Origin of the sequence: Mycobacterium sp. (assembly GCF_035570115.1) — a bacterium.
GTDB lineage: Bacteria > Actinomycetota > Actinomycetes > Mycobacteriales > Mycobacteriaceae > Mycobacterium.
Genome location: NZ_DATMLH010000116.1, coordinates 1 through 16799 on the forward strand (window position 1 = coordinate 1; position 16799 = coordinate 16799).

Genomic DNA, 16799 nt, shown 5'->3' on the forward strand with positions numbered 1-16799 from the left:
AGGCGTTGCTGCAGGCTAATTTGGTGCTCGCCGAAGGCGTCATCGGCGAACAACGACACGATCATGCTCCACGCCGCCCACGCCGAACAGGACGCCTTGACCCTGCTCGCCTTTCAGGCCCCCGTCGCTGGCGACCTGCGCGGCGTCGTCGCCTCTCTAAAAAACGTCGCCGACGCCGAACGAATGTGTGCCCTGGCGCTGCACGTCGCCAAGATCGTCCGCCGCCTTGATGATGGCCGTCAGCGGCCGCACCGCACTGCTCGACAACCTCGACGGGCCCCGTTTTCGGTGCTCTCTGGTGGTGAACGTCGGTTGGCGTTGATGGCGCGCGCGTTGGTCCAAGACACGCCGGTGCTGCTGCTCGACGAGCCCACTGCCGGGCTCGATTTCAGCAACGAGGCCCGCATCCTCGAAGTGGTCGCGGGGCTGGCGCAGTCCGGGCGAACGGTACCCATGACAACCCACCAGCCCTGGCATGCACTGCTCTGCGGTGATCAGGCCGCGCTGATGGGTGATGGGCGGCTGGTCGGCATCGGGCCCGCCGATCAGATCGTCACCGCATCGCGGCTCAGCGAGCTCCACGGTGTGCCGGTGCGGCTGCTCACGGCCGTCGACGAATCCATGGAGCGCCCGGCGTACGCCTGTGCGCCGATCGTCGGCGCCGCCACCAAGACGCCCCGATTTTCCTGGAATCCAAGCTGTCTTAAACCCGGTGCGGCACAACGCGATCAGCGGCAGTGTTAAACCGGTTCGCGCTCAGCTGGCGCAGACCGGCGCACGACAAATCGTGCATCACCCGGGAGCGTCGTGCGGTGTTTCGAATCCTCGAACTCGTCGCGCTTCTCGGGCCAGCCAGAGCCCGCCGGCAGCAATCGCCACCGCCGCAATAACAATGGCGGCGACTCCGGCACCCGCCTGTCGGTGGGCCAAGCCGACCAAACCGATTGCCAACGCCACCAACCCGATCATGATGAACAGTAATCCTGGAACTTTGGCTGAACTCTTCAACGTTTGCCCCACCCGCGGACGGCTGGTCCGCTCATGGTCGATGGGGTCGCGGGAGATGTCGTCCATGGGTTCTTTCCCGTCTCTCACATCACTTTCGCCGTTATTGAAACGTACCCGGATGGGACGGCGATAAAACTGATGAGGACGTGTCACCGGCCTCCAGGCAGGGTATTGATTCGGGTGAATCATGGCGAGGCGGATGGTGAGAATCGTGGAGTTCGGGCAGCGGCACCGATGGGTTCCAGTGCTGGCCTGTGTTGTCACCGCGGCGGGCTGTGCGGCGCCGGGCACCGCGGTGGAGATGACGCCCGAGGTCACCGTGATGACGGCGGGTGCGATGCTGCGTGACCCGGTGTGGTCGTACCGCATTGATGCCCTCGTCGGACTCACCGACGACAACCGAGTCGCCGAAATCACCGATCTGCTTCGACCCGGCCGCGCCACGACGCGGTTGTCGCAACCGATCGCCGTGGGGCGCAACCTACAGATCAGTCGAAAAGACGATCGGCACATCTTTGTGCCACAGCCCCAAAACGGCAAGGTTGCGGTGATCGACCTCCACACTGTGCGCCAGGTCGATGAGTTCGACGCCGGGCCTGCGCCCGCCTACCTCTCCGAAGACAGCGGCATGCGGGTGTTGCTCGCGCTGTCAGCGGACGGATCGTCGGTGACTCCGATCGACGAATACGGTTTCCGGGCACTGCCGACGGCGGAGATCACCGGTGATCCCTCCGACGTGATCGACGGCGCCAACCGTGGGCGCGAGATCGAGTACCACATTTACGGGTCATCCGGGATCCGCTACTACAAAGGGCCCTCGTCGCCACCCGAGCGGCGTGGGTCGCTGCCCATGGACGTCGTCGCCTCCGCGGGTGATGGGACCGCGGTGACCCGCAGCTACGTCAGCCGCCGTAACGACGACATGCTGTATGCGGTCGACTCGCAACGTGGCGGGGAGGGCTTGACGGTGTTGGCCGTGACCCGACTGCCGTCGCCGATCCGGCGAATCGGCACCGACGACACCCGCATTTACGCTGCCACCGATCGGGAGGTGGTGGTGCTGGAGACGAACGATGTCACCGGCTACCCGCACCACACCATCCCGGTGCTGCGGACCACCAACTACCGAACAGGTCTTCCCGACGCGGAACGGTCGGCACCGCTGACCGGGATGGCCCTTGGACCACACCGGGTCTATCTGACTTTCGCAGGAACACCATTAGTGGTGAGCGTGGCCAAACCGCGCCTCTGACAGGACAAATGGAGGACCATGGCTGCCGAGATGGAAGAAAACGACGCACCGATCACCATCGACGATGATGTCGAGTGGCTCAGCCAACAGATACAGGTGCTCAAACAACTTGGTCAACAAGACGAAGTGCACGCGGGCGAGAAATACGACTTCAGCATCAGATGGGGTACGGCGCTCGCCGGGCGGCTGCCCCGCCTGGTGCACTACAGTTCACGCGGGCTGCTCGCCGAGACCGACGAGCGCCGGTTTGAAGCGCTGTGTGACGAACTGCGGGGGCTATCCGATCTGATCGATCGGATCGGACTCGCTCAGCCGGTGCTCACCGATACGCCGCCCGCCAAAGCTAAGCGCCAGCGGGAGCCGAAGCCATCCAAGTCGCGGCGCGGGCTTGCGTTCCGTCGCCGCTGAGAACGTCCTTCTCGCGCAGCCTGATTCCGGTATGCGGCTGCCTGCACTTCGGGTTGCGGCACGTCAACGCCACCATATAGGCGTCGTCGTCCTCGTCGAGAAACAGAAAACCGAGGTAAAGTGCATGGCCGACCTCGAAATCGGTTGCACCGCAAGCCTCACAGTACCCGCCTTTCGCGGCGACATGGGCCAAGACCCGGTCGCGGTCGGCAGGTTCCAGGCTGACCAACTCAGGGCGCACCATCGCATCGGTCACAAGCGCCGCTCCTCCTCATCGCTTTGCTCTGCATCGTCGACGGCGCGGTCGGCCACGTCAGATCTCCACGTCCTTGGCGTAGTAGACGTTGTCTTCGCGCCAGCCGCCCGCACCTTTGCCGATGCCGGAGTAGTCGTTGACGAACTCGATCTGGTTGATCCATTTGGCCATCTTGAATCCGACTTGGGTCTCCACCCGTAGCCGCAACGGTGCGCCATGCTTGATCGGCAACGGCTTGCCGTTCATCTCGTAGGCAAGGATGGTCTGCGGCTTGTACGCCAATTCGAGATCCATGACCTCGTAGAACTGGCCTCCGCCGTGCGAGCTGGGCTCGTCTCGGTCGTTGTCTTGCATCGTCAGAGAGCAGATGTATTTCGCCTGCGGTAGCGGGCGCACCAGTTCCACCAATGCGCTCAGGTGCAGGCCGCTCCACTGCCCGATGCTCGTCCAACCCTGCACGCAGTTATGCATCACCCGCTGAACTTCCGGTTCGCCCAGTGCGCGCAGCGCCGCCAAATCCAAAGTCACCGGATTTTCGACCAATCCGCCGACCCGCAGCCGCCAATCGACGAAGTTGTGCACGGCCATCACCTTGTACTCGCCCGAACAGGGCGGCTTGCCGTTGACGCGGTGCTGCGTGGTCAGCTTCCGCTCCGGATAGTTCTGCCGCGAATCCAACGGCCGCAACAGAATCCGCCGAACGCCGCCGACGACCGCGTCCAGCCGGCGCTGAACCGAACGAGGGTTGCGCAGGCTCCACAGCGTTGCCGCGACGTGGACGGCGATGACCGTCGCGATGATCAGCAGCGAACACGCGGTCGCCCAGTTGGTGTTGCGGACCGAGCCGAAGATCATCGCCGCGGTCAGCTTGCCCCAGCCCCAGAAGAAGACCATCGACAGATGGATGACGATGAAGCCGACAAAGGCGACCAGACCCACGAAATGCAGGCTGCGCGCCCATTGCCGGCCGCCCCACATCTGGACGTACCACGGGAATCGGGCCTCGACCGCCGGGGATTGAGCTGCGCCGGTCAGGATCTGGAACGGCGCCAGCACAAACACCACGCCTGCATAGGCCAGCTTCTGCATGGCGTCCAAGGGTTCACCCGGCAGCAACGGCGGCAGGTTGAACGTCATGTAGGTGACGACGTCGTTCCACGCCTCTGGGAAGATCGACCACGACCCCGGCCAGTAACGATGCCACTGTCCGGTCGCGAAAAGCAGGATGTAGTAGGACAGTCCCACCAGAATCCAGCCGATCACCGCGAAAAAGTGCCAGTGCCGCCCGAGGCCCAATTGCGCGTGGCCGGGCAACGAAATGAACGGGCTGTAGTCCTCCTCTTCGTCGAGGGTGTCGTACAGCTTGTTCTTCGGCATGACCTTGCGGGTAAAGCGCGCCCATTCGCTTCCGGGCCTGCTGTCGTCATTCCAATACAACTTGGGATGGGTGGCGAGGATCTCGATGCCGCTGCGGATGATCAACGTGACGAACAACAGGTTGAGCCAATGGTCAACTCGCAGCCACACCGGATAATCGAATGTCATCGCCGAAGTCCGATCAGTCCGACCACTGCTGACGTTGGGGGTATGCCACGTTGATTCCCAATAGCACCGACGTGTGCACGGCGATGAAGCCCAACGCGAACGCGCCCGCAAACGTCCCGGGTGCGAAATCCCACCGGCCGGTCACCGCCACCAGACCCGGCAGGGTTGGTGCTCGGCTGGCCAGATACACCCCTAGAAAGACGACCGAAACCAGATCACCAAAAAACCATCCTAATTGCGGCACACGGGGATTGCGTCCCAGCCACAGAAACGCGGCAGTTAACAGACAGCAGGCTCCCAGGATGGCGGCGTAGACGACGAAGTACACCGGCAACGACGGCTGGCTGCTCAACACGTAGACATGAGCCGCGGCGATTCCGGTCAGCAGGGCTGCGCCCAGCATGGTCACCGTTCGGGGCAGATTGAAGGCGACGTAACCCTTCAGGCGAAGCCAATCGTATGCCCGACTGCGCTTCCATCTTTCGATGACAACAGCCACCGCGGCTAAATACCCCAGAGCGTGTGATAGCAAACTGGCACGACCGACGACCCGCGAGATCTGCGCGACAGATCTTCCAACAACCGGGTAAGTGTCTGCTGCAGGAGGAGCGTGATCGGCCGTGACCGTACGCCAATAACATCGACTTGCGGGCCGTCGACGAGCTGCTGTCGCTAATGCGTCGCGTAAACGTGGCCCAGTTGACCACTCCGGAAGTCGTCGCCCTCGTAGCCGTTTTCGGTGCCGCGGATCAAAGGGTAAACGCAGCCGCCGCACCGGTTCTCGCGCTCATTGCCCGCGATGGCGAGGGTAGGCCATGAGCCGGCCGGCCGCGTTCCTTGCTACCGACGCATATCCCGGTACGCCGTGCCAAGGGCTGCGGCGCAGCACCGGCCATTGCTCCACGCCTGCGTTGTCCGTGATACATGTCGGCGGCATCGTGTATCCGGTATGCGGTGGGCACCTTTGGGCATTTAAACGCGAGTTGGGACTGTAAGCCATGAGCCGGTCAGCCAAGCTCGTGGCCGTGACCGTGGTGCTGGCGATATTACCGTGTGCACCGGCCGCCGCTCATCCGACCGTTCAAACCTTGGAGCCGTCGCGGCCTTTCACGCCGGCGCATGGCGGCGCCTTTCCTAGTTCTTTCGCCCGCTCGGCCACGCGGTACCAGGCAACCTTGAAAACCTCGTCGGTAAGCGGAAGATGGTCGCCCACTTGCGCCCATACCGCGTCGGAGAAGGCCTGCGCCAGGGCGTCGGCTAGCAGTTCGGTTTCGCGGTCGTCAGTGGTGGTCATGTATGCGGTCATGGCGGCCAGACTTCGTCGGTGCTGTTAAACATTTCCCATTCTTCTCCCTTAAACCGTTTGAATGACCCCTTGGAGTCGGGGCCAATGGCTACCGTTCGATGGTGCCGCGAAGCAGCTGCAACTGACGCGAGTAGTCCACTACCTGTCGTGTTTCGACGGTCACCGAGACAGGCAGGAACCGTCAGGCCACGCCTCACGTCCAAGATGGTGTGGACGCTGAAGAAGCCCAAGCTGTGCGGACTGAAGAGGGTCGCGAGTTTCCGTGCTTCTTGGAACTGTTGCCGAATGTCCTCGGGTATATCCAAGCCGTGCTCACGCGCTTGTCTCCGAATCGCAGCTATCTCGCGGAGATCCGCGACGGCGGCCTCGATAAAGTCCGCTAAGCAGTCGTGGAGCTGCGCAAGCAGCGCCTTCTCGTCTGCCTTGCTAATTCGGCTCATGCGTCGGCCCGTTCCGTCTGGTGCACACCGGCGGCAGTTCGCGCTGCCGTCGGGGCCGCCCCGCGGAATTGCGGGGGAGTCTTGGGTGTACACGTAGTCGCGAGCATTCGGGTTCGGGTACGCAGCCGATACCCAGCAGGCCGTATGGAAACCAACAGAGTCACCCGGCCTTTCGTGCGATTTGTGACCTTCGGATAATCTGCGATCTTGTAACGCTTGCGGTCCCGTGGACGCTGGCCGACCAGTCAGCTTCCAGTCCGCTTGTCGCGTTCGTCGAGCAGTTCGTCGACCTGACGACTTGACGGCTCGCCGCCATGTTTGGCCGCGCTGTGGCGTGCCTGCGTAGTTGAGCACATGCATAACAAGCCGCACATGCGGGTATCCGCAACCAGTGGGTCGGGGGACGAGGCGGCCAGGGGGCCGTTCCCCCATATATCCGCGGGCCCCCTGGCCTCCTTGTCGGCTACCCACAGATGCCAGTTCGGTAAACAACCGTTTACCACGAAGGCATAACTTCCCGCCGCCCAAGCTCAACGGAGCGGCCGATGCCACACCGACTCAGTGCCCTTCTCAGACAAGACGGGTACTGGACTACTCGCGTCAGTTGCACCTGCGTCGCGGCACCATCGAACGGTAGCCATTGGCCCCGACTCCAAGGAGTCATTCAAACGGTTTAACGGAGAAGAATGGGAAATGTTTAACAGCACCGACGAAGTCTGGCCGCCATGACCGCATGCGAGTTGCTGGACTTACTCATCGCCGAACTCGACCAGCTCCGCGCCGCCAACCGCAGGCTCAAGTTCGAACTCGCACTCGACCAGCTCCGCGCCGACAACCGCAGGCTCAACCTCGAACTCGCCGCCGCACGCAGCCAGCGTGACAGCTGTTCAAGTGCCAGTCCGCTTGTAGGCGTCACGGGCCGCCCAGAGTTGTGGTGGGGCGGCCCGATCAACTATTCAGACGCCGACTAGGGCGAGTCGGTTCCCGGCCCTAGCTCACCAGCTCGTCATCCGGACGGACGCAATCTGTTCGTGGTCGCGGCGGTAGCGACATCGCAGGTGTCACCGACTGCGTATGTCTGGACTCCTCGATCGCGGCGACCTCTTCGCGGTCAAGCTGTGAAAGCCGGGCCTGCATGCCGCTCAGGTCGGCGACGGCGTCCCGGCATGCCGAGCAGTTGGCCATGTGCGCTTCGAATTCGCGGCGGTCAGCGGCAGACAGCATGCCAACCACGTATGCGGCGTCCCACATGTCGTACCAGAACACGTACCAGAACACATCGTTGCACTGACTGGTCATGACAGCAGCGTGGCAGCGCGCGAAGCCGTACCACACGCGTAGTCGGCTACTCGAATTCACGGACATTCGCCAACGGGTACATAGTGACGCCCCGGCCCCGAGAGAGAAGGGGCGGGCCGATCAACTATCTCGGCGTGGACTCGATAGATCCGGTTCCCCATCGCCGTCGCAGGGCGGGAGCCGTGGGCACATTCTGGGCACACTTGGGCACAAAACGGGGAATCCCAGAGAATTACACCCGTTGTTATTTCGCAGGTGAATGCTGTTTCGGCGCTCTGACCTGGGTCACGCCGAGGGTTCAAATCCCTCCGCCACCGCCAGAGTTTTACGCCAAGAGCCGACGCGACGGCGTCGAGATCCGTGTCGAAAAGATCGGCGTGGGTGTCGAGGGTGACCTTCGCTGAGGTGTGTCCGAGCATCCGGCACAAGGCCAATACGTTGACACCGGAGCTGATTGCGATCGACGCGATGCCAGTTAAGCCGCCTGCGCCCAGCGGCGGGTCATCATCCGGTCACCACTCCCTTGGAGAGTTGAGACGAGGGTGTCGCGCTCGCACATTCTTTGGCGTACAACACGATGCGCAGGTGTCCGCGCTCCTTGCGCTTCCGCTGTCCCGGCTGATGTCGCGGTCATCAGCCCTTGATAAGTGCGGAATATACCTTGGCCACCGCCGGCACCGATTCGAACTCGGCAAATTCCGGGTGCTGCTGCAATGCGCAGTCAGCGACCTCCTCGCGGGTCAGCCCGGCGCCGTCGATCAGTTCACGCAAACCGTTCAGTACCGCGTCGGTCCCGTCGATTGTCTCGGCGAGCGGGCGCTGCGGTGCAGGCTCGGACCGCAGGCGGGCCAGCGCTTGCTGCATCACCCATGCGCCCTCGACCAAAACGCGCCGGACTGCGATCGTCGTGGCGAGCTGCTCGGGCCCACCGACCTTTTTCGATCCGACTAAGAGAATTTGGTGGTTGTCCGTCCCGCTAGAGCCAGACACGTCGACCCAAATCTTGCTGGTTAACCGGGACTTATACCCAACCGACACCACGTCGGCGTAGCCCGCGGCGAACGCATTGCGTTTCTGTAGGGCGGCCTGCACCGACGCTGAAACACCGATGGGCTGTGCGGCGTTGGCCTGCCTTCGATCGGAGACCGCCTTCGCGGCGCTTGTCACCGCTTCCCCCACGCCGTATACAGATTTCGCGCTTTCCGTGGCTGACTCGAGGAATACCCCACCGACTGAGCCGGGCAAGTACGCCACGCCCCCCGCGGTCAAGAGCAGAGTCCCGTCCATCGAAGTTTCCACAGTGCAAATGGTCGGGGCCAAGACGATGTCCGCGGCCGTTCGGGCGGGAACGAACCCGTGCCGGGCGACGGTCATAGTAGTGCCGGTGGCCATGGTTACTCCTCAGTTGACTGCGGTCGCACAAATGCCTGGCACGGGTGCGTACTGCTGTGATGCCGTGCGTCCGACAAAGTTCTTCGCCGCCAGTTGCACCAGGATCCGGGCACAGCCTTTCTGAATCATAGGGTTGAAGGAACGGCTTGGCGGTGTTTAGTGCACCGCGGCCTATCTCCCACTTCTAGTGCGAGCGCCGCTACCGTCGGCGTGGTGATAAACCGGTATGCGTTCAGCTACTCCTTGCGCATTGTGAGAGTTCAACAAGGGTGTAGGACTCGTACATTTCTTGGGCTGAATGTCACCCCGCCCTTGCGCTCTCTGCCGCGAAAGTTCTGTCGAAGTGGCAGCAGCCCGCCGAGACGCACTCGACGCCGCTGACGTCGAGCTGCGCCGCCTAATCCGCGAGGATTGGAGCTCGGCATCCCCGCTGTACAACTCGCCAAGGCTGCCGGCGTGACGAGAGCGCGCGACTACCAGATAAGGGACGGGCGAAGGTAGCCGGGGCCGCAGGGGGTCGGCGCTAGGGCGCCCGTCGCGGGCCGCCGTGGGCACATTTTGGGCACACTTGGGCACAAACCAGCACAATCTCAGCGAATTGCGTCGCTGTTATTCGCAGGTCACGGCCGTTTCGGCGCCCTGGCCTGGGGTACACCAAGGGTTCAAATCCCTCTGCCACCGCCAAGAGCTACCCGGTCAGAGCCAGCTTGGTTGCCACGAACCAAACGGTGTCAATGGGTACTTGTATTCACCGGGCGTCTTGGACATCTCGACCATTTCCGTGACGCCGGTGTAGTGACCCATGGGCGTATCGACCTCAAATCCATCGGGATCCGGATAGTGGTGCTCGTCGTTTGAGCCGGCCGTTTTCGTCGCGTAGTCGCGGTCGAAGATGCCCAATTCAGGAAGCCACAGAGCCGTGCGTACCAACGAAACCCTGACGCGGTAGCTCCCACCTTCCTTCGCGCGCCGCAGCAATGCCGACAGGATGCCGCAGGTGGCGAGCCAACCCGCCGCGTAATCGCAGGCCACGAAGATCGACGGATGTGCGGGCTTCTCGTCGCTGCCCTCGATGTTGTCCAGACCCAGTGCGAAGGTCGCCGTGACGTCGAACCCCACCCGAGACGACCACGGTCCACTTTCGCCGGCCCAGGTGATCTGCGTATCGATGAGACCTGGTCGCTCTTTGAGCACTTCGTCCGGCGTGATGTGGAAACGCTGCCGCCATCCGGGACGGCGGTTGGTGACCAAGACGTCGGCCTGGGACAGCAGCTCGCGGAACTTGTCATGGCCTGCATTGCTACCCAGCTCGAGCATGGTGGACCGGACTCCGACATGCGAGGTGTAGTGCCAGAGCGAGTGCTCGACGTCGGATGGCCGCCACACGTTGAGTGAATCGGCGCCATGCAGGGCCATTGCGCGACCGATCGACGGGGCGGCGATGACGTGGCTTGACGAGAGCAGACGGATACCATCGAGCGGCGTTGTCGGGTTGGGCGTGAATGGAATTGGATCGCTTTCGCCTACCTTCTCCACGCTGACCAGCGGGATGAGACCCAGGTTCTTGGTGAAGGCATCCAACTTCAGTACGTCTTTGATGTTGCGGGCGAGCGGCATAGGGATAGCCGCTTTCTCGGCGGCGGCTTCGAGTTCCTCGCCGTTCCATTCTTTCACCGCATCGCGTAGCGCCTCGTACGAACCGCCCCTCGGTTTAAGGAGATCGAGGCAACGCTGCCGCAGGGCGGGATAAATCTCGGCGAACATAATCCACTTGCCATCACCGGTCGGCACAATATCTGGACCGTCGGAAAATGGGCTGTACGGATCCGTGCGCCCGGGGAATCCATTGACCAGTTCCCACTTCCCGTCGAGGAAGGGTGTGAGGCGCCGCAAAGATTTACGCACGTCGACGTGGATGTCTTGGCCCTCGCCGGTGCGCTCCTTCCATATCTTCGCAACCAGGATCGCCTTGGCCGCCAGCGAGATTGCGCTGATAGATCCATACGGCAACCGATCCGGCGTAATGGGGTCAGCCCCGTAATAGGTGACTTTCCCTCCGGAATCGGAAGATGTTGCCCCTAAGCTTTGGAGTAAGGACTCAACCTGCGCTGGCACGTCTATGGAGCTGCGTAACGGATTGTCGTAATTAGCGGTTATCTTTTCCGCCAGCTTTTCTACCGCAACCACGGTCCGTCTCCTCTTTCTCATAAAACTCAGTTGCATGGAGTCGGGCCGTGAACCTCGACACGGCCCGACTCCTCACACAATCTTGAGAAACTCCGACGAGGGCAATGTCCTGCGCACCAACGATCGACCCCCGTCGTTGTGTCAGGTCACACCGGGCTGCGCCGACTGTCTGGTTGCTTGCTAAACCGCTCTCTGTGCGGGGTGTGGCACCCAGGCTTGCAATGCCCTGCGCCCAATGAGTTGGCAACGGTGGGTATAGGCCAATTGTCTTGCAGCAGTGGTGAACTCCTGGTTACTCACGACAAGGCTCCGGGTGCAGCCATGGTGCAGCGCACCCGAGACCACCTGCTGGACGGCCGCAACACCGACCGACTTGCCGTGGCGCTTGCACTGGATCGCCACGGACTGGCCGTCCTTTTCGGCGATCAAGTCGACGCCGTAGTCACCGACCGCCGGGGTGAATCTGACCTGCCAGCCCGCACGGCGCAGGCGCGCGGCGACGTAGCCCTCAAACTCCACCCCGCTCATGCCATCAATTGCTGTCATGCCGGCTGGTGGGCGCTCACGCCGCAGCAACAGCGCCAAGAGCACGCCGAAGATGGCTCCCGCCAAGCCCAGCCAGACGCCGCCGACGACGCCGACGACGAGCCCGAAGTAAAGCGGGAGAAAGATCAAGGCAATCTTCATGCCAGGAGTAGGTCCGGCCAGCTCGGGAGGCTACTGGTTGCCGAGGTGACCAGGGACGCCCGGTGCATGGGCCGATAATAAGGACCGGCAACGACAAGTTCGGGCTGCGCGACACGCGACGGCATGCTGACTGGCATCCAGCAGGACGCTATCGATCCCATTTTGGGCCAATCGGGCCACTCGGCGGACTGTTTACCAGTTGACCAGCCTGGCGCTGTTCGATTAATCGGCGAGTAGGATCAAATCGGCCGGGGGGCCGTGCGCGGTTTCGCCGATCGCCAGACCTCCACACTGCACCGCACAACTGCGTTGGAGGGGTTGTGGACATCGTTTTTGGAGTGTCGATGGCACCGTCAACAGTCCGAATGGTGCTGGTCGAAGGGGAAAGCGGTGACGGTGCCACCGTCGACCAGGACGCTTTCCCCGTCACCACGGCAGCGGCTGCCGGCAACGCCGTAACCTCGAGCGCGACCGATCAGGTTTTGGCGGCGATCCTGGGCACTCGACAAGGTGCCGCCGAGAGCGGTTATCGGCTGGCATCGACCGGTGTGACCTGGGTTGATCCCGTCGAGGCCGGCGTCTTGCGGGATGCCTTGGCTGCTCACCGGGTGGAAAACATCATGCTGGTCTCGGCCTTTCTGTCCGCGGCCGCGTTGGCTCAGGCACATGGCACCGCCATCGGCTACGCCCACACCGGGTTGCTGTTCGTCGAGCCGGACTGCGCGACGCTGGCCGTCGTCGACTCAGGGGACGGCTCGATCACCGATGTGCGCCGAGCTTCGCTGCCGAATGATGACGCGGATGCGGTGGCTGAGCTCACCGCGATGGCCGCCGGCGCGACCCGGCTGGAACCACATCCGCAGGGCCTGTTCGTGGTGGGTTCCAGCGGAGTTGACGTCGCGATGATCAAGGCGGAGCTCGACGCCGCGACTCCGCTGACCGTCAGCGCGCCCACCGAGCCGGAATCGGCGCTGGCTCGCGGTGCGGCGCTGGCATCCGCGCATGCGCCGCTTTTCGACTGGTCAACCTCCGCCTTGGCGTATGCCCAAGATCCCGGCACCGGAGCGGCGGAGCCGGTCATGCCGGTTTACGACGGCGCGGACAGCCAACAACGCGCGTACAGCGCTGTGCCGGACGAGGCCAACTTCTATACAGCGGTCGACGACGCTGAGTTCTTGGCCGAGGAAACCGAGCCGGGCCGTCGACCGTTCCTGGTTGCCCTCGGCGTACTAATGGTCTTCGTTTTCGGTGTTGCGGCGCTGACGATCTCGTTGGCGCTCGACATCCGTCCCTCGGTCAGTAGCCGACCCAGCCTTGGGAAAAGTGTGGTGGTTCCGGCCAAGCCGGTGCCACTACCGGCGCAGGCCCCGGCCGCTCCGGTGGTGGCCCCGGCAGCTCCGGCACCTGCTCCGGTCGCTCCGCCCCCGCCGGCCGTTGTGCCGGTGATACCGGTGCCGGTTGCGCCGCTACCAATGCCCGGTCCAGGCCCGCTGGCTCCTGGGCCGCCGCCCCCGATGCCCGGGCCTGGACCGTGGGCTCCAGGTCTCCACCCGGGGCCGCCGGGTCCTGGTCCCATGCCGGGCATCCCGCACGGCCCTGGTCCAGGTCTCCCAGGCATCCCGCACGGCCCGGGTCCTGGGCTCCCACACTTTCCGGGTCTCCCGGGCTTCCACCTGTGACCGCGCGGGTCTAAAACGCCATCGGGCTGTGCGGATCCGGTCGAATCCGCTTCACGCCGCGCTTTAATGGGGCGATGGAGCTGATGTCGCCAACCGACTCGATTTTCCTGCTGACCGAATCGCGCGAGCACCCTATGCACGTCGGTGGCTTGCAACTGTTCAAGCCGCCGGAGGGGGCCGGGCCGGAGTTCGTCCGAGAAGCCGCCGCCGCTCTGGCCGCCAACCGCGAATTCCAACCCACCTTTCGCAAGCGACCCGCCTGGGTCGTCGGCGGACTCGCCAACGTTGCGTGGGCTTACGACGATCCGGATGACGTCGACATCGACTACCACCTGCGGCGCTCGGCACTGGCGTCGCCGGGACGGGTCCGCGAGCTCCTCGAGCTGACCTCGCGACTGCACAGCAGCCTGCTGGACCGGCATCGCCCGCTCTGGGAGGCCTACTTCGTCGAGGGACTGAACGACGGCCGGTTCGCCCTTTACAGCAAGTTTCACCACTCGTTGATCGACGGCGTCTCCGCGCTGAAACTGATGCAGCGCACGCTGTCGACCGACGCGGATGATCCGGAGCTGCAGGCGATTTGGAGTCTGCCCCGACGCCATCGCCGTCCGGCCGAGCGGTCCCGATGGCAGGCGCTCAGGCAGCTAGCGGGATCCGTTGCGGCCTTCGGTCCCTCGACGTGGTCGCTGGCCCGGGCCGCGCTGGTGGAACAGCAACTGACCTTGCCGTTCGCCGCACCGCGCACCATGCTCAACGTTCCCATCGGTGGTGCGCGGCGGGTGGCCGCCCAGTCGTGGTCGCTGGACCGGGTCAAGACCATCAAGCGGGCCGCCGGAGTGACTGTCAACGATGTCGTGCTGGCGATGTGTTCCGGCGCGCTGCGCTCCTACCTGCTGGATCAGCATGCGCTGCCCGACGCGCCGCTGATCGCAATGGTCCCGGTCAGCCTGCGTAGAGCGGAGGAGGCCGACGCCGGCGGCAACATGGTCGGCAGCATCCTGTGCAACCTGGCGACCGACGTTGAGGATCCGGCGAAGCGGCTCGAGACAATCAGCGAATCGATGCGGGGCAACAAAAAGGTGATCTCGGAACTGCCTCGGCTACAAGCGTTTGCGTTGTCGGCGTTTCTCCTGGCGCCGCTGGGACTCGCTGCGGTGCCGGGCTTCGTCTCGTCGGCGCCACCACCGTTCAACATCGTCATCTCCAACGTGCCGGGGCTAACCGAACCGATGTACTGGGGCGGCGCCCGGCTCGACGGCAACTATCCGCTGTCGATCGCGCTGGACGGGCAGGCGTTGAACATCACCCTGACCAACAACGCCGACAACATCGATTTCGGCTTGGTCGGATGTCGGCGAAGTGTGCCGCATCTGCAGCGCCTGCTGGGTCATCTGGAAAGCTCGCTGAAAGATTTAGAACGCGCGATCGGAGTCTGACCGGCGACGATGCCTAGGCTGAGCGCGGGGCTGCTGCTGTTCCGGGTGCGCGACGGCGTCGTCGAAGTTCTTATCGGACACCCGGGTGGGCCGTTTTGGGCACGCAAGGATGACGGCGCCTGGTCGATCCTCAAGGGTGAGTACACCGACGGCGAAGACCCGTGGGCGGCCGCGCAGCGCGAATTCGAGGAGGAGACGGGGCTGGCACCGCCGACTGGCCCGCGAATCGACCTCGGCTCGGTCAAGCAGCCGAGCGGCAAGGTGCTCACCGTGTTCGCCGTGCGCGGCGATTTGGATATCGCCAACGCCCAGAGCAATACCTTCGAACTCGAATGGCCCAAGGGGTCCGGGCGGATGCAGGCCTTCCCCGAGGTCGACCGGGTGGGCTGGTTCCCGCTTGCGCAGGCCAAGACCAAGCTCCTCAAAGGACACCATGCCTTTCTGGATCGATTGATGGCACACCCCACCCTGGCCGGTTTGCGCCAAGGCCGATGAGCCTGGCGTATGTTCACATTTGTGCAGACGCTGCGAACATCTGACGACCGGTTCACGGACGTACCCGAATTCCCTTATAGCCCAAACTATTCTGACGTATCAGACGACGACGGCGGGTCGCTGCGAATGGCCTGGGTGGAAGACGGGCCAGGCGATGCTGACCCAGTGCTCATGCTGCATGGCGAGCCGTCGTGGTCCTTCCTGTACCGCAAGATGATTCCCGTGCTGACCGCTGCCGGGCGTCGTGTCGTCTGCCCGGACCTGGTCGGGTTCGGTCGTTCCGACAAGCCGGCGCGCCGAGAGGACCACACCTACGCCCGCCACGTCGAGTGGGTGCGGGCACTGGCGTTCGACATTTTGGACCTGCAGCGGGTCACGCTGGTCGGGCAGGACTGGGGCGGACTGATCGGGTTACGTTTGGCCGCAGAGCATCCCGAACGCTTCAGCAGGCTCGTCGTCGCCAACACCGGCCTGCCCACCGGCGATATCCCGATGCCGAAAATCTGGTGGCGATTCCGCGAGGCTATCCAGGGGCTGCCGACGATCGATATCGGCCGATTCGTGCAGGGGGGCTGTCGTCGGCCGATGAGCGACGCCGTGCGCGCGGCCTACGACGCGCCATTTCCCGACGACACCTATTGTGCCGCACCGCGCGCCATGCCCGGATTGGTGCCGACGTCACCGGATGACCCCGCGGCACCGGCCAACCGCTCGGCGTGGGCCAAGCTGTGCGCGAGTTCGACGCCGATGTTGGTCGCTTTCAGCGACGGCGACCCGATCACCGGCGGGATGTCGCCGATCTTGCAGCGCGAAATGCCCGGCGCGCGGGGGATCCGGCACCCGGTCGTGCACGATGCCGGGCACTTCCTCCAAGAGGATGCCGGAGAAGAGCTCGCCGGCTATATCGTCGAATTTCTACGCAGCTGACCGGCGTCAGCAGGACACGCGCAGCTCGAACGGCGCCGTCGTCCGTTCGGTCGCCTTGGCGCCGGCGAAGCCGACCGCGGTACCGGCAATGCGATACGTGGGACCGGTCATAGCAACCGCTGCCTCGCCTTGCATATGGCGGTCGTAACTGCCGGTGAAGCCGTCGAAGTTCTGGAACCGCACGAATTCGGCGACCAGCTTTTTCGCGCCGGAGAGCATCACGATGACACTCGAGGCCTCATCGCCGGTCTTGATGGTCCTCAGCCAATCGATGGACTCACATTGCACCGCATCGGTGGCCCGCGTCGTGCTGCCGTTGACGCTGAGTTCGGCAGTGCCGGGCGGCAACGTCCCGGGTGCCGACTTGATCGCTGCGTGCGATGAGCACCCGGCAACGCCGATCATCGCGACAGCCACCGCGACGACGACCGATTTACCGTTCACAACAATCCCCCTGCTGGCGATCCTTAAGCCGAATCTAG

The 16799-nt window shown here is 63.7% G+C and carries 17 protein-coding genes and 2 pseudogenes; 8 read left to right on the forward strand and 11 right to left on the reverse strand.

The features are described from left to right. Positions 1-63: 63 nt before the first annotated feature. Positions 64-744, forward strand: a complete 681-nt coding sequence (locus VNW74_RS10305) for an ATP-binding cassette domain-containing protein (RefSeq protein ID WP_325676504.1) — start codon at positions 64-66, stop codon at positions 742-744. Positions 745-792: 48 nt separating this feature from the next. On the opposite strand, the gene VNW74_RS10310 is transcribed toward VNW74_RS10305, so the two are convergent. Beyond that, entirely contained in the window at positions 793-1074 is a 282-nt protein-coding gene (locus VNW74_RS10310; RefSeq protein ID WP_325676505.1) for a hypothetical protein, read from the reverse strand. Positions 1075-1207: 133 nt separating this feature from the next. Between VNW74_RS10310 and VNW74_RS10315 the strand changes: the two genes are divergently transcribed. Then, positions 1208-2260, forward strand: coding sequence for a hypothetical protein (locus VNW74_RS10315; RefSeq protein ID WP_325676506.1), 1053 nt, complete (start codon positions 1208-1210; stop codon positions 2258-2260). An 18-nt stretch (positions 2261-2278) separates the two neighbouring features. Beyond that, positions 2279-2668, forward strand: a complete 390-nt coding sequence (locus VNW74_RS10320) for a hypothetical protein (protein WP_325676507.1) — start codon at positions 2279-2281, stop codon at positions 2666-2668. Here VNW74_RS10320 and VNW74_RS10325 read toward each other — a convergent pair. The 4 genes from VNW74_RS10325 to VNW74_RS10340 all read right to left on the reverse strand — a co-directional run bounded on the left by VNW74_RS10325 (position 2604) and on the right by VNW74_RS10340 (position 5763). Further along, complete coding sequence (locus tag VNW74_RS10325; RefSeq protein WP_325676593.1) at positions 2604-2912, reverse strand: hypothetical protein; 309 nt, start codon at positions 2910-2912, stop codon at positions 2604-2606. The genes VNW74_RS10320 and VNW74_RS10325 overlap by 65 nt on opposite strands. Positions 2913-2981: 69 nt before the next feature. Further along, a complete protein-coding gene (locus tag VNW74_RS10330) occupies positions 2982-4469 on the reverse strand; it encodes a molybdopterin-dependent oxidoreductase (protein WP_325676508.1) in 1488 nt (495 codons plus the stop codon). A 13-nt stretch (positions 4470-4482) separates the two neighbouring features. Further along, positions 4483-4968, reverse strand: coding sequence for an oxidoreductase (locus VNW74_RS10335; RefSeq protein WP_325676509.1), 486 nt, complete (start codon positions 4966-4968; stop codon positions 4483-4485). 582 nt (positions 4969-5550) lie between these two features. Then, entirely contained in the window at positions 5551-5763 is a 213-nt protein-coding gene (locus VNW74_RS10340; protein ID WP_325676510.1) for a hypothetical protein, read from the reverse strand. Positions 5764-6940: 1177 nt separating this feature from the next. Between VNW74_RS10340 and VNW74_RS10345 the strand changes: the two genes are divergently transcribed. Beyond that, the gene (locus VNW74_RS10345) at positions 6941-7186 is read left to right on the forward strand and encodes a hypothetical protein (RefSeq protein WP_325676511.1); all 246 of its coding nucleotides are present in this window, start codon (positions 6941-6943) and stop codon (positions 7184-7186) included. Positions 7187-7295: 109 nt separating this feature from the next. Here VNW74_RS10345 and VNW74_RS10350 read toward each other — a convergent pair. The 5 genes and pseudogenes from VNW74_RS10350 to VNW74_RS10370 form a co-directional block, all read right to left on the reverse strand. Continuing rightward, positions 7296-7514, reverse strand: a pseudogene (locus VNW74_RS10350) (zf-HC2 domain-containing protein); the annotation flags it as partial. 332 nt (positions 7515-7846) lie between these two features. Continuing rightward, a pseudogene (locus VNW74_RS10355) lies at positions 7847-7981 on the reverse strand (site-specific integrase); the annotation flags it as partial. A gap of 166 nt (positions 7982-8147) precedes the next feature. Beyond that, positions 8148-8906, reverse strand: a complete 759-nt coding sequence (locus VNW74_RS10360) for a hypothetical protein (RefSeq protein ID WP_325676512.1) — start codon at positions 8904-8906, stop codon at positions 8148-8150. A gap of 696 nt (positions 8907-9602) precedes the next feature. Then, a complete protein-coding gene (locus tag VNW74_RS10365; protein ID WP_325676513.1) occupies positions 9603-11093 on the reverse strand; it encodes a CoA transferase in 1491 nt (496 codons plus the stop codon). Positions 11094-11273: 180 nt separating this feature from the next. Continuing rightward, the gene (locus VNW74_RS10370) at positions 11274-11780 is read right to left on the reverse strand and encodes a restriction endonuclease (protein WP_325676514.1); all 507 of its coding nucleotides are present in this window, start codon (positions 11778-11780) and stop codon (positions 11274-11276) included. Positions 11781-12100: 320 nt separating this feature from the next. Here VNW74_RS10370 and VNW74_RS10375 point away from each other — a divergent pair, with 320 nt between their 5' ends. The 4 genes from VNW74_RS10375 (at position 12101) to VNW74_RS10390 (ending at position 16317) form a co-directional block, all read left to right on the forward strand. Beyond that, positions 12101-13459, forward strand: a complete 1359-nt coding sequence (locus VNW74_RS10375; protein ID WP_422656549.1) for a DUF7159 family protein — start codon at positions 12101-12103, stop codon at positions 13457-13459. 74 nt (positions 13460-13533) lie between these two features. Continuing rightward, entirely contained in the window at positions 13534-14895 is a 1362-nt protein-coding gene (locus VNW74_RS10380) for a wax ester/triacylglycerol synthase family O-acyltransferase (protein WP_325676516.1), read from the forward strand. Positions 14896-14904: 9 nt separating this feature from the next. Further along, on the forward strand, positions 14905-15390 hold the full coding sequence (locus tag VNW74_RS10385) for an NUDIX domain-containing protein (RefSeq protein WP_325676517.1): 486 nt from the start codon (positions 14905-14907) through the stop codon (positions 15388-15390). A gap of 21 nt (positions 15391-15411) precedes the next feature. Continuing rightward, on the forward strand, positions 15412-16317 hold the full coding sequence (locus VNW74_RS10390; RefSeq protein ID WP_325676594.1) for a haloalkane dehalogenase: 906 nt from the start codon (positions 15412-15414) through the stop codon (positions 16315-16317). Between the two features lie 6 nt (positions 16318-16323). On the opposite strand, the gene VNW74_RS10395 is transcribed toward VNW74_RS10390, so the two are convergent. Further along, entirely contained in the window at positions 16324-16761 is a 438-nt protein-coding gene (locus tag VNW74_RS10395) for a lipoprotein LpqH (RefSeq protein ID WP_325676518.1), read from the reverse strand. Positions 16762-16799: the final 38 nt, after the last annotated feature.